Below are 15,494 nucleotides of genomic sequence, written 5' to 3'. Positions count from 1 at the left end.
CATATAACCTTCTATACGTAGACCGCCCTCTGATTTGTTTTACACGACATCGATAAGAATACCTGAGGCGTTCGCTTTATGCGCTTCAGATGACATCAAAGAAGTACAGCCTTCATGAGAAGGACTGTACTTCTTTTTGTAATACATTTTTCATGACTTCATTTGTCGTTTGAATCGATGCAAATTCTTCATTTAGACTAGCGAGCGACACATCATGGATGACCGCTGCGGGGATCCATGTCCCGCTGATTGATTGACGGTCGAAGGTTGCCGTCGCGTCGGAGACGACGATTGGATTGAATCCTAAGTTTCCTGCCATCCGTGCGGTCGTCTCGACACAATGGTTCGTGATCAATCCGGTGATGACGATCTGTGTCACACCAAGTGCTTCGAGTCGCTCTTGTAAATCCGTTCCGATGAAGGCGCTATTCACCTGTTTCGTTAGGATGATATCTTGTTCACGAGGTTGAATGAAGTCTTGGAACAAATGACCGTCTTTTTTGAAATAGAAGAGTGAGGTTGGAACGTTCGTGACATGTTGGATGTAGATGATTGGTTGATTTTGATTTTCCCAAGCTTCAATCAACCGTGCGATATTCTCTTCACATTGTGGATTATTACGGTTGCCCCAGCTTGGATCGTGAAAGGCTTGTTGGACATCGATGATGAGTAATGGAACGACTGGTGTTTGCATCTTGATTCCCCCTTGAATTGGTTACTTCAAGTGTATGCAACGGAGGAATACAGATACATAGAGGTTTGACGGAAGTTTCAGCGAATGACTTAAGAAAGAACGGATTATGTACCGTTTCACTTTATTTTGAAAGGTGAATGCCAAATGGATGAAATAGACCGCCATATTCTTGAATTGATGCAACAACAAGCCCGAATCTCGATGACTGAATTAGGACGACAGATTAGATTGTCTACGCCTGCTGCGACCGAACGGGTAAAGCGACTTGAAGAACGCGGAGTCATCATTGGCTATCGGGCCGTCATTGACCCCGAAAAGATGGACAAACACGTGACTGCCTTTATTCTTTACGACACACATCGTTGTGAGGCGTTCCGTGAATTTTGTCGTCAACAGTCGTCTGTGATCGAATGTCATCGCTTAGCCGGGCAGTATAGTTACCTCGTCAAAGTCGTGACGGAGAATGTACGCACATTAGAGACGTTCATCGATGAGTCGATGGAATACGGTCGTCCCTCATCTTTGATAAATCTATCTTCAACCGTATCATTCAGACCCATCATATAATATAACCTGGTTATTTTTTTATCGTAGCTCTTCTGCTGAAATCTTTTAAACTAGCAGACGAGTAACGATGAAAGGATTGAAAGGTATGGGCATCTACTACACACATCAACGAGAAGAAGCATGGCGACAAGCTTTGAGGAAAGGATATCTTGAAGCGAGTGGAGAATATGCGTTGTTCAGTGAAGACGGGTTGGAAGAGTTCAAGCCTGCCTATGATTGGATGGTAGAACAATACGAGAAGCGTATCGGTATCTCATTGAATGGGAACTATCCGATCTGGTGTTGGGACGAGTTTCCCGATTTGGGACGGGGTGGACATATTGGTGAGGGGAACCGAGGTGTCGTCTTGACTGTTGAGATACCCGATGAAGAAGTGTTGGCATCCGAGTTTTCGTATTGGCATCATGTGCTTAGTAACTTTCCATTGTATGAGACGTTAGAAGAGTATGACCGAGAAGACGAACCGGACGAACGGTTCGTGCGTCAATCGTGGGAACGTATCTTTGACAAAGCATGGTGCGAAGCGTCTGTCGCGGACCAACCTAATGTCGAATTGGTATATCAACACGTCATCCACCGAATTGATTTAACTCAAGTTCGAGCCGTTATGCCTTTTATCGGTCGAGGCGATAGTTTATTAGACCGAGTGAGAGGGATTGGATGGCGAATCGGGCATAAGCTCGGACTCATTCGATCTAAACCGTTTGAATGGGAAGTGTGATCAGACGAAACGCAGCTAACTTAAGTCAGCTGCGTTTTGCGTTCGAATCTAATTGTTGTTCGATGTGGTCGAGACGTTCGATCAATACTTGTATCTGTTTCGAGCGTTCACGTTCCATAAAGAGTTGCTCGTCAGCCCGTTTCTCAGAGCGTACGACGACATTACGAATCCACAACATACCGATGATTAGTACGGCGATTGGCAAAATCGTGAAGATGAGTCCGAATAATGAAACCATGATGACGTTCATATAGACATGCCTCCCTTTCTACGTCTTCATTATACTTCCAAATACATCCAGATTAAAAGACTGTCACTGGCATTGTATCCTATATTCTCGTTACACTGAATACAGAGACTTGAAAGGAGTCGATTGAATGGCAATTTATTATACATATCAACATGCAGGTGCGTGGGAAGCCACTAAGAAGAGTGGCTTTTTATTCGGTGACCCGAACTACGGTATGCTTAAAGATGAGGAAGATGCCAATCATCGATCTGCCTACGATTGGCTGGCTGACCAATATGAGAAGCGCACGAAACGATTACTGAATGGGAATGATCCCGTTTGGCTTAGTGATACCCCACCAAATGTCGCGCGTGGTGGGTTTTTAGAGGTTGGGGAGCCGGGTGTCGTATTGACCGTCGAGCTACCTGATGAGGCCGTGTTAGAACTGGAAGCAGGGTATTGGGTGTTCGCCTTAAATCGATGGTTCCTTTCTTTTGAAGACCGTGAAGCAGAGAGCGAGGAAGAGCTTCGTACATCGTGGGAGAAGATGTTCGACCGTGAATGGTGCGAAGCAATCGTTGAGGAATATCCTGAAACGAATACGAAATATTACTATATCGTCGACCAGATTCATCTTCACCAAGTGCTTGATGTCCAATCGTTCGTCGAAAAAGGTGTGTCATGAACAAGCCGACCCGACTTGGTACGGACGATGCGGGTTATGTCATCAACCAGACGTCCATCCGTCATATACAGCCTGACTTTGAAACCGTTCTTTTTAAAGCAATCGAGTTGGTGAAAGAAGCATTCGATGAACAGCTACACAGCATATACCTTTATGGAAGCATCGGGCGCGGGACGGCCGTTGCTGGACAATCAGATCTCGATTTGACGGTGCTCGTGCATGAGGATGTCGATGCGACGGAATTGGTGGAGCAGACGGAGCGATTGCTAATGGAGCATCCGGAAGTCATCAAAATCGATTATGACATCGGGCGTCTGGATGTGGCACTGAATCCGGCGAACCGTTTTGAATGGGGCTTTTGGTTACGACATCTCTGTACGTGTGTGGACGGGGAAGATGTCTCGACTCGATTCCCACGCATGAAGCCGGATGCTCGTGTAAGTGAGGCGTTGAACCAGGACTTGATTTCTTTGATTGAAATAGCCGAGTCGAAATTGTTTTGGGGACAGATGTCACATCTGGAGAAGCGCTCCATCGTGAAGCGCGTCATCCGAGGTTGGTATTTGACGATCAATGTGAAGGACCAAAGTTTTGCGACGACCGTAGAAGAATGCTTGGCGATTCTAAAACTTTATTTCCTGGAAGATCGGCGAGTAAAGCAGGGGGAAACGCTGTTGAGACAAGATGACATTACGAATCAACAGCTTCTGGACTATTTGAATGGAATAGATTGGACTTAACGATGTCGTTCTTCGATTGGGATATACCCGTTTGGTCGTCTTCGCTGTACGTCCGTCTCAAAGTAGAGTTGGGGCGTGTATAGAGCGCTCGTTACGTAAAGAACGATCACAGACTCGACTAAAATCGGCCATTGAATGAAATCGAATAAAAATAGAAACCATATAGAGTGTGAAACGAGACACATCGCCCAAGTCATCCCATTTTCTGTCCGAATAAATCGGTACAGGATGCGCATCAATACGATATAAGGGAAGAAGAGATAATAGAACATATTTTTCAATTGATGTCGTCCTTTCTAGAACAGATCCAATCATCTAACTCAGTATAATCGAGGAGAGACGGACGACAAAGGAGAATTTACAATGAAATCAATCGCCATTATCGGAGCTGGTGTCAGCGGGCTTTATGCAGCACTCCAACTTCAACAAAAAGGATATGACGTCACAGTCTTTGAAGCACGTGACCGAGTCGGAGGACGTATCTTCACGAAGGATGGTTATGACCTCGGACCGACATGGTATTGGCCGGATACGGAGAAGACCATCTCTAAACTTGTAGACAGACTTGGACTCGAGTCATTCCTTCAACATACGACAGGACAAATGGTGCTCGAACGCCAGACGACGACTGCCCCGGAACGACACGTGTTGCCGGAGGAAAGCATCGTCCGATCGAAACGTGTAGTCGGCGGGATGACGAGTTTAGTGGAAGCATTATACGCAAAGTTACCCGAGGACATCGTTCGGATTGGGCATCGCCTCACATCCATCGACCGACAGGCAGACCGAGTCCAATTGACGTTCCAAAATGGGGCGGTGCATCACACGGATGAAGTGATTCTCGCACTTCCTCCACGCCTTGTCGCCAAGTTGACAATCGAACCTGAATTATCAGAATCGACACGGAATGCGCTCAAAACGACTCCGACGTGGATGGCATCTCAGGCGAAGGCACTCATCGTATACGAGACACCGTTCTGGCGAGAAGAGGGTCTGTCTGGCTTTGGGATGAGTTGGGTCGGTCCGCTCCAAGAGATTCATGACGCTTCTCCGGTGGACGGATCAGGTGCCCTGTTTGGATTCTTCCGTCTGTCACCGGGAGAACGGGAAGTGTTGGGAGAAGGACAAGTGAAGACGCGCGTTATCGAACAACTAGAGAAGTTATATGGTCCGAGAGCGAATGACTTCTTGCGATTTCACTACATGGACTGGTCGGCAGAATCAGAGACAGCGACATCTGACGACCTCATGCCGCTCACAGCATTCCCGGCTTACGGTCCAATCGAGCTCGGAGACCGTCTCCATTTGATTGGTTCGGAGACGGATGCGCAGTTTGGGGGACATATTGAAGGGGCGTTACGTTCGGCAGAGCGGATTGTAACACAATTCAACATAGAAGATTAATCGAGTCTGTCACTCAGTGTGACAGGCTTGTTTCATATATCGAAACTTTTTTGGGTATCTTTGAAGTAACAATACATTCTGCTTATGATAAGCGACATGAGGTGATTCAACATGGAAGCATACATGGTGACCACACTGCAAAAAGGACTACATTTGATTGATTTGATTCGGGTGAATGAATCGATGACACTGACCGAGCTGATGCGAGCGTCCGGTTACAACAAGACGACGACGTTCCGTCTCCTGTATACGCTCGAACAACTGAACTATGTGGAGAAGACGGAAGACGGCTATCGCCTCGGTGACAAGCTCGAATCGGTCGAAGCACCGATTGATACGGTGACGAACTGGTATACCGTGCCACCGCTCCAACAGTTGAGTGAAGAAACTGGCGAAACGGTATATGTCGCCATCTTGCATGGCACAAACGTCGTCAACACACAAGTCGTGGACGGAACACACTCGATTCGAAGTCACACGGAAGTTGGAGAACGTTCGCCGGCGCATCAAAGCGCGCTCGGAAAAGCGATTCTCGCTTTCTTGGACGAGTCGTCGTTACAGCGTGTCATGACGGAACTCGAACTCGTTCAAAAGACGGCGCACACGTTCGTCGATCGTCAGTTGTTGACCTATCATCTTCGTGCCATTCATGAACAAGGGTACGCAGTGGATGACGAAGAAGCCGAAATCGGACTGCGTTGTATCGCTGTCCCGATTATGCGTGACGGTCATGTCATCGCCGCGCTCGCCATCTCGGGTCCAAGTTCACGATTGACGAAAAAGCGGGACCGTCAGCTCAGTAAAGTCCTTCAGCAGTATAGTCAAGCCATCACCTCCTTCATTCAATAATTCAGGAGGAATTCATTATGACGAAACAGATGTACCGCGCCTTATTCGCGTTGGCCATCAGTGCCTTCGCCATCGGGACGACCGAGTTTGTGATCGTCGGTCTGCTCGAGACAGTCGCGGATGATTTAGCCATCTCGTTGACGACGGCTGGGAGTCTCGTCTCCGGTTACGCCCTCGCGTTGGCCATCGGGACACCGATTTTAGCGGTCGTCTTCAGCGGGATGAACAAAAAACGCTTGCTCGTTTGGTTGATGGTCGTGTTCACGATCGGGAATGCCCTCGGGGTCATCGCACCAACCTATGAATGGTTGATGGTGTCCCGTGTCGTGACTGCCGTTGCGCACGGATTATTCTTCGCCATGGCGACGATTGTGGCGACACGAATCGTTCCACCCACGAAGCAAGGAACTGCCGTCTCCATCATGTTCACAGGTCTCACGGTCGCAACGATTTTAGGCGTACCGCTCGGGACATGGGTCGGTCAGTCGTTCGGTTGGCGCACCACGTTCGGTGTCGTCGCCGTGCTCGGTGTGATGGGTTTGCTTGCGATTCTCACATCCGTGCAGCAAGACAACCAGCAGATTGAAGAAAAGACAACCCTTCGTGATATCGGAGCGCTCGTGAAGAATCCTCATATATTAGGAGCACTCACAATGACAATCCTCGGGTTCGGGGCGACGTTCGTCCTGTTCACGTATATGGCACCGATCTTATCGGGTGTCAGTGGGTATGCGAGCTCGAGCATCACGTGGATTCTGTTACTATACGGCGTGTTTGTCGCTATCGGGAATATCATCGGCGGACGAATCGCAGACAAGGAGCCGCTCAAAGGCTTACGTTTCGTCTTTCTTGCTCAAGCGGTCATTTTAGCGCTTCAATACGTCCTGTTACCGGAGAAATTCTTGGCGCTCGTCGCCATTTCACTTCTCGGACTGGTGGCGTTCATGATGTCGGCCGGCGTACAGACACACATCGTTCAGCTCGCGGAACGATATGTCCCGTCGGCGAAAGGAATGGCATCCGCGTTAAACATTTCGGCATTCAATATTGGGATCGCCCTCGGTTCGACGCTCGGTAGTGTCGTCCTCGCCGTCTCAGACGTATTGAACACGGCCTTTGTCGGAGCAGGGATGGCGTTACTCGCGTCACTTCTTGCGATGGTCAGTTACAACAAACAAAAGGAGAGATTATGATGAATACAACACAACTTCAAGCACAAGAGGAACAATTGACACTTTCGACGTTCGGTCACGAAGAGGCCCTCCAACTCGGTCAGACGATCATCGACTTGGCGAAAGAGGACGGGGTGAACGTCGCCGTTCATATTGAAAAGAACCGTATCCCGGTCTTCACGCATTTGATGGAAGGAACGACAGAAGAGAATTACATGTGGTTGTTCCGGAAGAAGCGGGTGACGGACCACTATCAACGTAGCTCGCACTTCATCGCGAAGCGTTTTGAGGAGTCGGGTCTTTCGCACGATACAAATTCACTGTTGCCAGCGAACGACTATCAGGCCATCGGAGGGACGCTTCCGATCCGCGTGAACGGTGTCGGGATGATTGGTACGGTGACGGTCGCAGGCTTAACACCGGAGCTCGATCATGAGTATGCGGTTAGAGGCATGGAGCGTTATCAAGCCAAACAAGGATGAGTGAGAAGGGAGAGCAATCAGGCTCTTCCTTTTTAATTTGTAAAATAACGGAACTTTTCTCATGCTCATCCCGTATAGTGGAATAAGAGGTGAATTAAGATGAATAAAGAGGAACGACTACATACCATTCAACAATCAAATCGAAAGCGACTTTTGCAACGACTGTTCTTAGCGCTTCCGGCAGGTCTCGCAGTTTACTTCCTCATGCGAACGGACGGGAACATCTGGATTGGGTTCGCCATCATTGGCGGGGTGTTGCTTGCGACTCGTTACTTCTTTTCGAATGAAGCAGAGGCGATCAGTCAATTGTCGGAGCAAGAACAGGTGAAACGTGTCGTGACACTGCAGTATCATCTGGACTTCCTCTTCATCACATTGCTCGCACTCGTCAATCCGCTAGCCATTCGAATCATGGAATGGTCTTGGATTCCTGTGGTTCTTATCGGAGGGGCATTGCTTTATATCTTATGGGCTCAAGAAAAACTCGATCAACAAATCCGCTGGCTCGACCCGGAACAACCGACACGTCGTGAGATTCGACGATTCTGAAAGGATGAATGAAATGAACAAACAAGAACGGATCAATACGATTTATCGTTATCAGCAGCGTTGGCTTTTGTTGCGCTCGATTCTTGCAATACTAATAGGAGGACTTGTCGTTCTCACCCTTCAGTCTAACGGAGAACCGATGTACACCATCCCGTTAGCGTTCACACTCACGATTATGCTTTACGTCATCGGACGAGAACGTCGCTTCGTCAGAAAGTTGACCAGTGTGGAACAAGCCAAGCGCATCATCGATTGGCAATATGTATCGGAAATGGGACTCCTCGTCTTGTTGGCGATTCTCTTCCCGTTAATCGTCCTGATTGATTGGCCGATATGGTCGCTCCTCATCGTCTTTTTAAGCGGAGTCATCTTGTTGCAAGTCGCACAGAGAATGCTCGACCGACAGATTCCACAGTACGACGTGGAACAGCCGATGCGTCGTGAAATCAGACTCGACTTCGTAAAAGATTGAGGTGATACCGTGGACAAAGCCGAACGATTTCAACAGATCGCACAGTTCGAGAAACGATATACTCGTCTCAACATCATCGTGAGCATAGTCATGCTAGGCGTATCCATCTATTTTCTTTCGACATGGAGTCCGTATAGCATTCTTGTACCAGGTGTCGCACTTCTTTATACGACATGGCTTGAATGGAGGAAGATGATATTACAGCAGTCCTTCAACCCATCTACACGTTATCATCGTCTGTTACGTATCGGTTTTTCTGTCACGTTGGTCAGTTTGATCTGGTTCATGATTTTGATTGGGTTGCATTTCAACGGAATCGATCTCTTACCGTGGATGAGTTGGACGCTCCTGATAGGCGGACCGTGTCTCATATTGATTCCACGTTGGATTGACCGGAAACAGTCCGCGCTTGATGAGCACCACGTCACATCGGGCGAGTGGACCCGGGCAAACCGAGAACGTTTGAAACTTACGTTAGATGATATTTCAAGGAAAGGTCGTAAGCAGTCATGACAAAGAAAGAACGGATTGAAGTGATCGGAGGATATCGGCAGTCGCGACAAACTTTCCATCTTTGGCTCACGGGAATTTTTATTTTTTGTAACAGTTTTGTGCTCGGTTTTGACGCATGGTGGATATGGGGAATCGGTTCGGTCCTTACAACTGTCCTGCTCATAGGACTGACACTCAAGGAAGGACGTGTCTTACAGATTTTCACGGTGGGTCGAGGGGTCTTGCTGACAAAGCGCTTATATCGCCTCTATTCTTACTGGATTGGAGCGGTCACAGCAGCAGTTCTCTTCAGTCGTCTGCAGATTACACCCGTCGCATGGATCATCATCGGCCTAGGCATCATCGTGTTAGCATGGACGCACTATCAGACCGTCCAACAATTACGACAAGTCGACCCGGAGCAACCGACACGAGATGAGGTGACAAAGCAATACCGTTCGTATGAAAGGAGTACATATGCTGACGAAAGAAAAGCGAATTGAACAGTTGCTGGAGCAGGATGACAGTCATTGGCGTTGGGGGTGGGGTGTCGCCATCGCGACGGTCGTGATGACGCTCGTGATTGCCACGCAGTCCAAACTCTACGCCCCACTCCTCGTCTTCATCAGTTTTTTCCCGTATCTCTGTTTCGAGTGGCGGAAGACAAAATTGCTTCTTACCTTTAACGAGGATGCGCGTTATCAGCGTCTGGTGTATACAGACTTCGGGGTCCAGTGGCTCTGCTTCGTCGTAACCATCTGCTTGTTGGCTGCCTATTATGCCGACTCGTTGTCGTCCGTCATCGTGATTGTCGGGTTGTTCGGGATCGGTGTTTTATCGATTCTGGCACCGTATGTCATTAATCGAAACCTACACACGCTCGATGCGCATCATGTACGAGGGAAAGAATTGCGTGAAGCACGCAATCAACGCTTCCATGAGTCCAAAACGAACACCTGAGAAGGGTTCGTTTTTTGTTTGAGGACATCGGTCCTTTTCTTCTTCGGCACGGAGGCGTAAGCTGACAATGTACACAGAACTAGAAGAATCGAGGAAGACATTCATGTTAGCTATTGTGATTGGATTGACGATTGGGATTTTGCTGCCGATGCAGACGAGTGTCAACTCACGTTTGCGTCAGATGGTCGGCTCGCCTTTCGTCGCATCCTTTTTATCGTTTTCGGTCGGGACGATCTTTTTGTCCCTATTACTCTTATTGACCGGACAGTCATTCGGATTTGATGGCTCGGTGATTCAGGAAGGTCCGGATTGGATGTGGATTGGCGGACTGTTAGGGGTCTTGTTCTTAACGGGAAATATCTTGCTGTTCCCTAGACTCGGGAGTGTCCAGACGGTCATCATGCCGATTTTTGGTCAGATTTTGATGGGGTTGTTGATTGACCATTTTGGTTGGTTCCATTCTGTCGAACATTCAATTACGGCGCTTCGTTTGTTCGGGGTCGTGCTCGTCTTGTTAGGAGTCATCGGAACGGTCGCTTTATCCGACTGGCTCAACCGCCGAAGAGGCAAGCTGGTCGTCTCCATGGAAACGGACACGGGGAATCTGAACCTTTGGCGACTATTCGGGATTTTCACTGGGATGATGAGTGCCACTCAAACGGCCATTAACGGCTATTTGGGAACAGTGCTCGAATCGGCTCTGAAAGGGGCATTGGTCTCTTTCATTGTCGGAACGTTGGCGCTCTTGCTTATTTTACTCGTCTCACGCCAACCCGTTCCGCTCGGTCAATTGAAAGGTCAACCGTGGTGGATTTGGCTCGGTGGGATCATTGGGGCGCTCTTCATCGGAGGAAACGTCCTCATCGTACCGATTGTCGGGACAGGGATCGCTGTCATCATCGTCATTGTCGGACTGTTATGCGGAAGTTTACTGATTGACCGTTTCGGTTGGTTCGGAGCGAAGAAGAATCCGGTCACTGGTGTTCAACTTGTGAGTTTGGTTGTCATGGTCATTGGGATTGTATTGATTCGTCTATCTTAAGGGGGGAGAACGATGCGAGGGGTGTTGTTTGCAATCAGCGGAGGCTTTTTTCTGACATTACAAAGTGTGGCGAATGCGCGAATCAGTTCACAGATTGGAACGTGGCAAGCGGCGACGTTGACACAGTTCACAGGATTCATCGTCGCACTTCTCGTCATGTTGGCGTTACGCGACCGCACGTATATCGAGATGCGTCACGTGAAGCCGCTCTATTTATCGGGCGGAGCATTTGCGGCGATTATCTTATTTAGTAATATGACGGCCGTCCATAAACTCGGGGTCACGATGACAATCTCATTGTTTCTCATTGCGCAACTGGCGCTCGCGCTCGTTATCGATTGGCGAGGCTGGTTCGGAATGGTGCGTCGGAACTTGAACGGGATGCAGTTGATTGGGGTGTTCATGATGATTGCGGGCGTCATCATATTAAAATGGTAGGGGGAGAGCGTACATGGTTGACGCGTATGTGAAGCAATTTGAATTAGCTGTCTTACCAGAAGAAGCGCAAAACGAGTTGCAGCTCGTCCGATACGAGCCGGGAGACGTCATCTGTACGCAAGGCGATGAAGCGGAGCATCTCCGTTTCTTAGTAAAAGGGAAGATTCGCGTCTCCCATACTTCTGCTACCGGCAAGCGCCTCGTCCTTTCCTTCAAATATCCGCTCGACTTGATCGGGGATATCGAATATATTCAACGGACCCCGTTTTTGAATACGGTCGAGGCCGTCACGGAAGTCGAAATGCTCGTCATTCGGTTCGAGGACTTGGTTCGTCATGCGCATCAAAATGTTGCGTGGTTACACTATTTATTAGAAGAAATCACGCGAAAATTTGAACGGAAATCACAATCGCTCAGCTTCAATCTGTTCTATCCCGTTGAAGTGCGACTGGCGAGTTATCTGTTATCGATGACACCGAATGACCAAACACTCGGCTCGACCGTCGACCAATTGACGGATATCGCTGATTTGATTGGGACGAGTTATCGCCATGTGAACCGGACGCTTCGTCGTTTCGTCGAGGCAGGATTGATTGAACGAAATCGGCGGGTGATCACGCTCGTCGATCGGGAAGGCTTGTTGGAGATTGTCGGGGAGAGCATTTATGAATAGGAGGGGAGGATCATGGCGATTGGGATGATGCTTGCTGTCATCGGCGGAATGCTCGTCTGTGTGCAAAATACGTTTAACGCCAACGTCAAGAAGCGTGTCGGGGCATGGGCGACGACGACACTCGTCCTTGGACTTGGATTTTTAGCATCGCTCCTGATTGGTCTATTCCAAGAAGGAAGTGCCTTGTTCCGAGTAGAAGAGATGGAGAGATGGTACTGGTTCAGCGGAATCCTCGGCGTTGGGGTCGTCATGAGTGTGACGCAAGGTGTCGAGCGGCTCGGACCGAGTTATGCCATTTCGATTGTCATGGTGTCTCAAATCTTGTTCGCGCTCCTTTGGGATACGTTAGGATGGTTCGGCTTGACTGCCGTCCCGTTCACATGGAAGACAGTCGTCGGGATTGTCTTGATTGTCGGTGGAGTGCTCGTGTTTCAGTTGAGCGGAAAGGGTAAACCAACTCGCGCGTCGATGAATCGTGCGAGTTAAACGTTAAAAAAGTTCCACGTTTTGAACGAATCCTTTTTTAGAAAGACACGTATACGTTAGAAGAACAGAATGGAAGGGGTAATCATATGCAACGAGTGATGGACATGGCATGGGCAATCTTGAATCTAGGGTTGTTGACGATGATTGGAGTCTTTTTATTTCGATTCCTTCGCCGAGACTCAAATTGATCAGCATCTGACAATCGTCAGGTGCTTTTTCCTTTTTAATGGGAAAACCTCGAAAGTTTGCTTATGGATTGTTAAGATATAGATATCGGCGAATTGGATGATTTTTACTGTTGGAGGTGTGTGTGGTGTTACGGGAAGAACGAATGGAGTATCTGTACGACAAATCATGGACTAAAAAGGGTCCGCTCCTTGTGATTGTCATCGGTGTAGTGACAGCGCTTTGGTTATTGTTCAATGATTCAAGGATGAACCTATCCCTGTTCATCTTTTGTGCGGCGTTGCTTATGCCGCTTTTGGTGGCGACGTGGCATAAAATCCAGTTGTTTTTACAGTTCAATGACTCATCTACGTATCAGCGCTTTATCTATTTGAAAGGGACGGTCCAGTTCGCTCTCTTGATTGGAACTTTAGCGCTTTTGGCGTTATATGCACTGAAATACATATCGCTTGATACATTAAGCCTTGTCTGTGCGACGTTGATTGCGAGTTGCCTCATTCTTGAGTCATGGGTCGACTGGAAGATTTTAAAGATTGATGACGAACACGTAGTTGAGAGTTTATTAGGATTGATGAATCGGGAGAAGCAACAAAGGAGGAAGGAGAATGGATAAACAAGAACGCCTCCCAAAAATGGTGGAACAGGATCTCGACGCACGAGGCGTCAGCGCGATATTTGGCATCATCGGTCTACTTTTATTTCTAGTCGTTTCAGTCATAAAAGGTGTCACGGTGACGACGGTTGCCTTCTCTTTCATCGTGACCCAACTGCCGATGCTCTATCAAGCGTGGCGGCGGATGAAGCTGTTGCGCACATTCAACGAAGAAGAGGAATACCAACGCCTCGTGCGCCGAGAATTTCTTATCATCGTCGCCATGTTTGGGTCACTTGGTATATTCACCTTCCTCACGAGGTTCGTACTCGATTCGATGCAAGAACTACTCGGTGTCGCATTGATTGGTGTCATCCCGCTGCTCATCTTGTACGTGCCGATGGATCGTAAACTACGTGAAGCGGACCCGGAGCACGTGACGAATCGAGAGTTACGACAAGCACATCGTAAACAGAAAATCAGCCCTGACAGACGTCAGAGCTGATTTTTTTATGAGAATATGGAAATAAGAAAGCAGCAGACGACCATACCGATTGTATAAAAGGTGAACCGGTGTCGTTCCCAAAACGAGTCATTCATCGTGTCACCGCCACATCATCAAGTGGCGTGTCGACCATTCGAACGAACGCTTCGTCCGGGTCGGACGTTCCAGACTCGTCGAGCCAGTCTTGGAAGTCCCCTTCATATAAAACGCGTCCACCATGCAGGAAGATGACATGGGCATCAAGTTGAACCAAGTCATGTAACTGATGTGTGGAGATGAGACATGTCTTGCCCTCATCGACGAGTCGCTGGAGGCGGCGCATGATTTGAATGCGTGACGCCGGGTCGACCCCACTCGTCGGCTCATCAAATAAATAGAGAGAACGTTTGATTGAAGACAAGAGCGTCACGAAGAGCCATTTCTTCTCCCCGACCGACATCTTCCCGAGCTTCATCGTCCATAGATGTTCGAACAGTTCTTGTTCGCGAGAAGTTGAAAGGTTATTCATATACGATTCGAGTTTCTTGAAGTCGGGACGTTGCGACAGACGTCCGATGAAATAGGCGAAGTCTTTCCCCGTCAACTCATGATGGTTATACATGAGTTGTGTCAAATACAACATGTCCGTCGTCGGAACGAGATCGAGTGATGCTTTGTCAACGGGAAGGGTACCCGTCATACAATCAAACAGTGTCGTCTTTCCGGCACCGTTCAGTCCGATTAAGACATTCAATTTATTCGTTTGTAGCGTGAACGAGACGCCGTCGAGTACAGGACGTGTCGCTTTCGGATAGCGATAAGTGAGTTGGTTTACGTGCATAAGAACCTCCTAGCGTGTCATGAGTGAGACGAGACTGAAGCGTTTCAACGCAATCACTCCGATGATGAAATATCCAAGTACGGAGAGGCTTGTCGCCCATACTCCGAACGAGAGATCGACGTGAGTCGTCAGATGCAACAATCCGAGCGCGAATTGATGGAGTGCATAGAACGGATTGAGGAAGCTGAACCAGTAATCGGGTGACTTTGTCGCCAATATGAAAAGTGGGAACATCAAGATGTTCGCAAATATCGTGAGACTCGTTATTTTGATCGGAAGTGCCGTCATGGCGACACTCGCGACCGCGAACGGGATACTTCCGAGTAAAATGAGTAAAGCTGACGCGAGTAACGTGAACGAGAAGAACCCGTGAACGAGCGTGACGACCGTTGTGAATAAAAGTAAGCTAATGGAAGCGAACAAGAGCTGTGCCAAGATAACGGCGATGACATATGTCAGTTTGTTGCCGGAAATCATCACGTACGTCTTCATCAATCCATATTCGCGCATGCGAGCGAGCTCCATGCCGACACCGTTCACATATGTAGCAAGGACGATGTATACCCAAAAATAAGCGATTTGTCCGTAATATTCTGCAGGTGTCGCTTGATGAACACCTGATAATGGTGTCGTCAAAGCGATGACGAGTGGAATTCCGAGTGTCCAAAAGAATGGAACTTTATCCGTGACGACAACTTTGGCATACATAAAGAAATAACTTGTGATTTGATGCATC

23 protein-coding genes and 1 pseudogene are annotated in these 15,494 nt (G+C 48.3%); 19 read left to right on the top strand and 5 right to left on the bottom strand.

The features are described from left to right. Positions 1–112: 112 nt before the first annotated feature. Entirely contained in the window at positions 113–694 is a 582-nt protein-coding gene (locus KNO66_RS13515) for a cysteine hydrolase family protein (RefSeq protein WP_214742971.1), read from the bottom strand. A 144-nt stretch (positions 695–838) separates the two neighbouring features. Between KNO66_RS13515 and KNO66_RS13510 the strand changes: the two genes are divergently transcribed. Both KNO66_RS13510 and KNO66_RS13505 read left to right on the top strand, forming a co-directional pair. Continuing rightward, positions 839–1,261: an Lrp/AsnC family transcriptional regulator gene (locus KNO66_RS13510; RefSeq protein WP_214742970.1), complete on the top strand. Its 423-nt coding sequence runs from the start codon at positions 839–841 to the stop codon at positions 1,259–1,261. 67 nt (positions 1,262–1,328) lie between these two features. Next, positions 1,329–1,982, top strand: coding sequence for a DUF3841 domain-containing protein (locus tag KNO66_RS13505; RefSeq protein ID WP_214742969.1), 654 nt, complete (start codon positions 1,329–1,331; stop codon positions 1,980–1,982). Between the two features lie 25 nt (positions 1,983–2,007). On the opposite strand, the gene KNO66_RS13500 is transcribed toward KNO66_RS13505, so the two are convergent. Further along, positions 2,008–2,232, bottom strand: coding sequence for a hypothetical protein (locus tag KNO66_RS13500; protein ID WP_214742968.1), 225 nt, complete (start codon positions 2,230–2,232; stop codon positions 2,008–2,010). Positions 2,233–2,359: 127 nt separating this feature from the next. Between KNO66_RS13500 and KNO66_RS13495 the strand changes: the two genes are divergently transcribed. Beyond that, the gene (locus KNO66_RS13495; protein WP_214742967.1) at positions 2,360–2,896 is read left to right on the top strand and encodes a DUF3841 domain-containing protein; all 537 of its coding nucleotides are present in this window, start codon (positions 2,360–2,362) and stop codon (positions 2,894–2,896) included. Beyond that, positions 2,893–3,636: a nucleotidyltransferase domain-containing protein gene (locus KNO66_RS13490; RefSeq protein ID WP_214742966.1), complete on the top strand. Its 744-nt coding sequence runs from the start codon at positions 2,893–2,895 to the stop codon at positions 3,634–3,636. Before KNO66_RS13495 ends, KNO66_RS13490 begins: the two co-directional genes overlap by 4 nt. Here the strand turns inward: KNO66_RS13490 and KNO66_RS13485 are convergent. Continuing rightward, entirely contained in the window at positions 3,633–3,917 is a 285-nt protein-coding gene (locus tag KNO66_RS13485) for a hypothetical protein (RefSeq protein ID WP_214742965.1), read from the bottom strand. The genes KNO66_RS13490 and KNO66_RS13485 overlap by 4 nt on opposite strands. A 79-nt stretch (positions 3,918–3,996) precedes the next feature. On the opposite strand from KNO66_RS13485, the pseudogene KNO66_RS13480 reads away from it, so the two are divergent. The 15 genes and pseudogenes from KNO66_RS13480 to KNO66_RS13410 form a co-directional block, all read left to right on the top strand. Then, positions 3,997–5,040: pseudogene (locus KNO66_RS13480) on the top strand (flavin monoamine oxidase family protein); the annotation flags it as partial. A gap of 111 nt (positions 5,041–5,151) precedes the next feature. Further along, the gene (locus KNO66_RS13475) at positions 5,152–5,889 is read left to right on the top strand and encodes an IclR family transcriptional regulator (protein ID WP_214742963.1); all 738 of its coding nucleotides are present in this window, start codon (positions 5,152–5,154) and stop codon (positions 5,887–5,889) included. A gap of 17 nt (positions 5,890–5,906) precedes the next feature. Beyond that, positions 5,907–7,082 carry an MFS transporter gene (locus tag KNO66_RS13470; protein ID WP_214742962.1) on the top strand — a complete coding sequence of 392 codons (1,176 nt, stop codon included), beginning with the start codon at positions 5,907–5,909 and terminating at the stop codon, positions 7,080–7,082. After that, on the top strand, positions 7,082–7,543 hold the full coding sequence (locus KNO66_RS13465) for a heme-binding protein (RefSeq protein ID WP_214742961.1): 462 nt from the start codon (positions 7,082–7,084) through the stop codon (positions 7,541–7,543). Before KNO66_RS13470 ends, KNO66_RS13465 begins: the two co-directional genes overlap by 1 nt. Positions 7,544–7,642: 99 nt before the next feature. Then, a complete protein-coding gene (locus KNO66_RS13460; protein ID WP_214742960.1) occupies positions 7,643–8,092 on the top strand; it encodes a hypothetical protein in 450 nt (149 codons plus the stop codon). A 13-nt stretch (positions 8,093–8,105) separates the two neighbouring features. Next, on the top strand, positions 8,106–8,564 hold the full coding sequence (locus KNO66_RS13455) for a hypothetical protein (protein ID WP_214742959.1): 459 nt from the start codon (positions 8,106–8,108) through the stop codon (positions 8,562–8,564). Positions 8,565–8,573: 9 nt separating this feature from the next. After that, the gene (locus tag KNO66_RS13450; RefSeq protein ID WP_214742958.1) at positions 8,574–9,077 is read left to right on the top strand and encodes a hypothetical protein; all 504 of its coding nucleotides are present in this window, start codon (positions 8,574–8,576) and stop codon (positions 9,075–9,077) included. Beyond that, positions 9,074–9,559 (top strand): hypothetical protein, encoded by a 486-nt coding sequence (locus KNO66_RS13445; RefSeq protein ID WP_214742957.1) that lies wholly within the window; start codon positions 9,074–9,076, stop codon positions 9,557–9,559. The genes KNO66_RS13450 and KNO66_RS13445 overlap by 4 nt, the downstream gene beginning before the upstream one ends. Continuing rightward, positions 9,519–10,016 (top strand): hypothetical protein, encoded by a 498-nt coding sequence (locus KNO66_RS13440; RefSeq protein WP_214742956.1) that lies wholly within the window; start codon positions 9,519–9,521, stop codon positions 10,014–10,016. Before KNO66_RS13445 ends, KNO66_RS13440 begins: the two co-directional genes overlap by 41 nt. Positions 10,017–10,119: 103 nt before the next feature. Continuing rightward, on the top strand, positions 10,120–11,058 hold the full coding sequence (locus KNO66_RS13435; protein ID WP_251128157.1) for a DMT family transporter: 939 nt from the start codon (positions 10,120–10,122) through the stop codon (positions 11,056–11,058). Positions 11,059–11,070: 12 nt separating this feature from the next. Further along, the gene (locus KNO66_RS13430; protein WP_214742954.1) at positions 11,071–11,496 is read left to right on the top strand and encodes a DMT family transporter; all 426 of its coding nucleotides are present in this window, start codon (positions 11,071–11,073) and stop codon (positions 11,494–11,496) included. Between the two features lie 13 nt (positions 11,497–11,509). Next, a complete protein-coding gene (locus KNO66_RS13425) occupies positions 11,510–12,169 on the top strand; it encodes a Crp/Fnr family transcriptional regulator (RefSeq protein WP_214742953.1) in 660 nt (219 codons plus the stop codon). Between the two features lie 12 nt (positions 12,170–12,181). Further along, positions 12,182–12,655, top strand: coding sequence for a DMT family transporter (locus tag KNO66_RS13420; RefSeq protein WP_214742952.1), 474 nt, complete (start codon positions 12,182–12,184; stop codon positions 12,653–12,655). 313 nt (positions 12,656–12,968) lie between these two features. Continuing rightward, positions 12,969–13,454, top strand: coding sequence for a hypothetical protein (locus KNO66_RS13415; protein WP_214742951.1), 486 nt, complete (start codon positions 12,969–12,971; stop codon positions 13,452–13,454). Continuing rightward, positions 13,447–13,938, top strand: coding sequence for a hypothetical protein (locus tag KNO66_RS13410; RefSeq protein WP_214742950.1), 492 nt, complete (start codon positions 13,447–13,449; stop codon positions 13,936–13,938). Before KNO66_RS13415 ends, KNO66_RS13410 begins: the two co-directional genes overlap by 8 nt. A 91-nt stretch (positions 13,939–14,029) precedes the next feature. Here the strand turns inward: KNO66_RS13410 and KNO66_RS13405 are convergent, their stop codons facing one another. Together KNO66_RS13405 and KNO66_RS13400 are read right to left on the bottom strand one after the other, a co-directional pair. Next, positions 14,030–14,758 carry an AAA family ATPase gene (locus KNO66_RS13405; protein ID WP_214742949.1) on the bottom strand — a complete coding sequence of 243 codons (729 nt, stop codon included), beginning with the start codon at positions 14,756–14,758 and terminating at the stop codon, positions 14,030–14,032. 9 nt (positions 14,759–14,767) lie between these two features. Further along, a complete protein-coding gene (locus KNO66_RS13400; protein ID WP_214742948.1) occupies positions 14,768–15,493 on the bottom strand; it encodes a hypothetical protein in 726 nt (241 codons plus the stop codon). Position 15,494 lies beyond the last annotated feature (1 nt).

Source organism: Exiguobacterium sp. s48 (assembly GCF_018617395.1).
GTDB lineage: Bacteria > Bacillota > Bacilli > Exiguobacteriales > Exiguobacteriaceae > Exiguobacterium.
The sequence above is the reverse complement of the archived record's forward strand: the minus strand, read 5'-3'. Positions and strand labels throughout refer to the sequence as shown.

Bases quoted from the DNA above. Each gene is read 5' to 3' on its own strand.
- KNO66_RS13515 (WP_214742971.1), bottom strand. From the start codon at position 694: ATGCAAACACCAGTCGTTCCATTACTCATCATCGATGTCCAACAAGCC.
- KNO66_RS13510 (WP_214742970.1), top strand. From the start codon at position 839: ATGGATGAAATAGACCGCCATATTCTTGAATTGATGCAACAACAAGCC.
- KNO66_RS13505 (WP_214742969.1), top strand. From the start codon at position 1,329: ATGAAAGGATTGAAAGGTATGGGCATCTACTACACACATCAACGAGAA.
- KNO66_RS13500 (WP_214742968.1), bottom strand. From the start codon at position 2,232: ATGAACGTCATCATGGTTTCATTATTCGGACTCATCTTCACGATTTTG.
- KNO66_RS13495 (WP_214742967.1), top strand. From the start codon at position 2,360: ATGGCAATTTATTATACATATCAACATGCAGGTGCGTGGGAAGCCACT.
- KNO66_RS13490 (WP_214742966.1), top strand. From the start codon at position 2,893: ATGAACAAGCCGACCCGACTTGGTACGGACGATGCGGGTTATGTCATC.
- KNO66_RS13475 (WP_214742963.1), top strand. From the start codon at position 5,152: ATGGAAGCATACATGGTGACCACACTGCAAAAAGGACTACATTTGATT.
- KNO66_RS13470 (WP_214742962.1), top strand. From the start codon at position 5,907: ATGACGAAACAGATGTACCGCGCCTTATTCGCGTTGGCCATCAGTGCC.
- KNO66_RS13465 (WP_214742961.1), top strand. From the start codon at position 7,082: ATGAATACAACACAACTTCAAGCACAAGAGGAACAATTGACACTTTCG.
- KNO66_RS13460 (WP_214742960.1), top strand. From the start codon at position 7,643: ATGAATAAAGAGGAACGACTACATACCATTCAACAATCAAATCGAAAG.
- KNO66_RS13455 (WP_214742959.1), top strand. From the start codon at position 8,106: ATGAACAAACAAGAACGGATCAATACGATTTATCGTTATCAGCAGCGT.
- KNO66_RS13445 (WP_214742957.1), top strand. From the start codon at position 9,074: ATGACAAAGAAAGAACGGATTGAAGTGATCGGAGGATATCGGCAGTCG.
- KNO66_RS13440 (WP_214742956.1), top strand. From the start codon at position 9,519: ATGAAAGGAGTACATATGCTGACGAAAGAAAAGCGAATTGAACAGTTG.
- KNO66_RS13435 (WP_251128157.1), top strand. From the start codon at position 10,120: ATGTTAGCTATTGTGATTGGATTGACGATTGGGATTTTGCTGCCGATG.
- KNO66_RS13430 (WP_214742954.1), top strand. From the start codon at position 11,071: ATGCGAGGGGTGTTGTTTGCAATCAGCGGAGGCTTTTTTCTGACATTA.
- KNO66_RS13425 (WP_214742953.1), top strand. From the start codon at position 11,510: ATGGTTGACGCGTATGTGAAGCAATTTGAATTAGCTGTCTTACCAGAA.
- KNO66_RS13420 (WP_214742952.1), top strand. From the start codon at position 12,182: ATGGCGATTGGGATGATGCTTGCTGTCATCGGCGGAATGCTCGTCTGT.
- KNO66_RS13410 (WP_214742950.1), top strand. From the start codon at position 13,447: ATGGATAAACAAGAACGCCTCCCAAAAATGGTGGAACAGGATCTCGAC.
- KNO66_RS13405 (WP_214742949.1), bottom strand. From the start codon at position 14,758: ATGCACGTAAACCAACTCACTTATCGCTATCCGAAAGCGACACGTCCT.
- KNO66_RS13400 (WP_214742948.1), bottom strand. From the start codon at position 15,493: ATGCATCAAATCACAAGTTATTTCTTTATGTATGCCAAAGTTGTCGTC.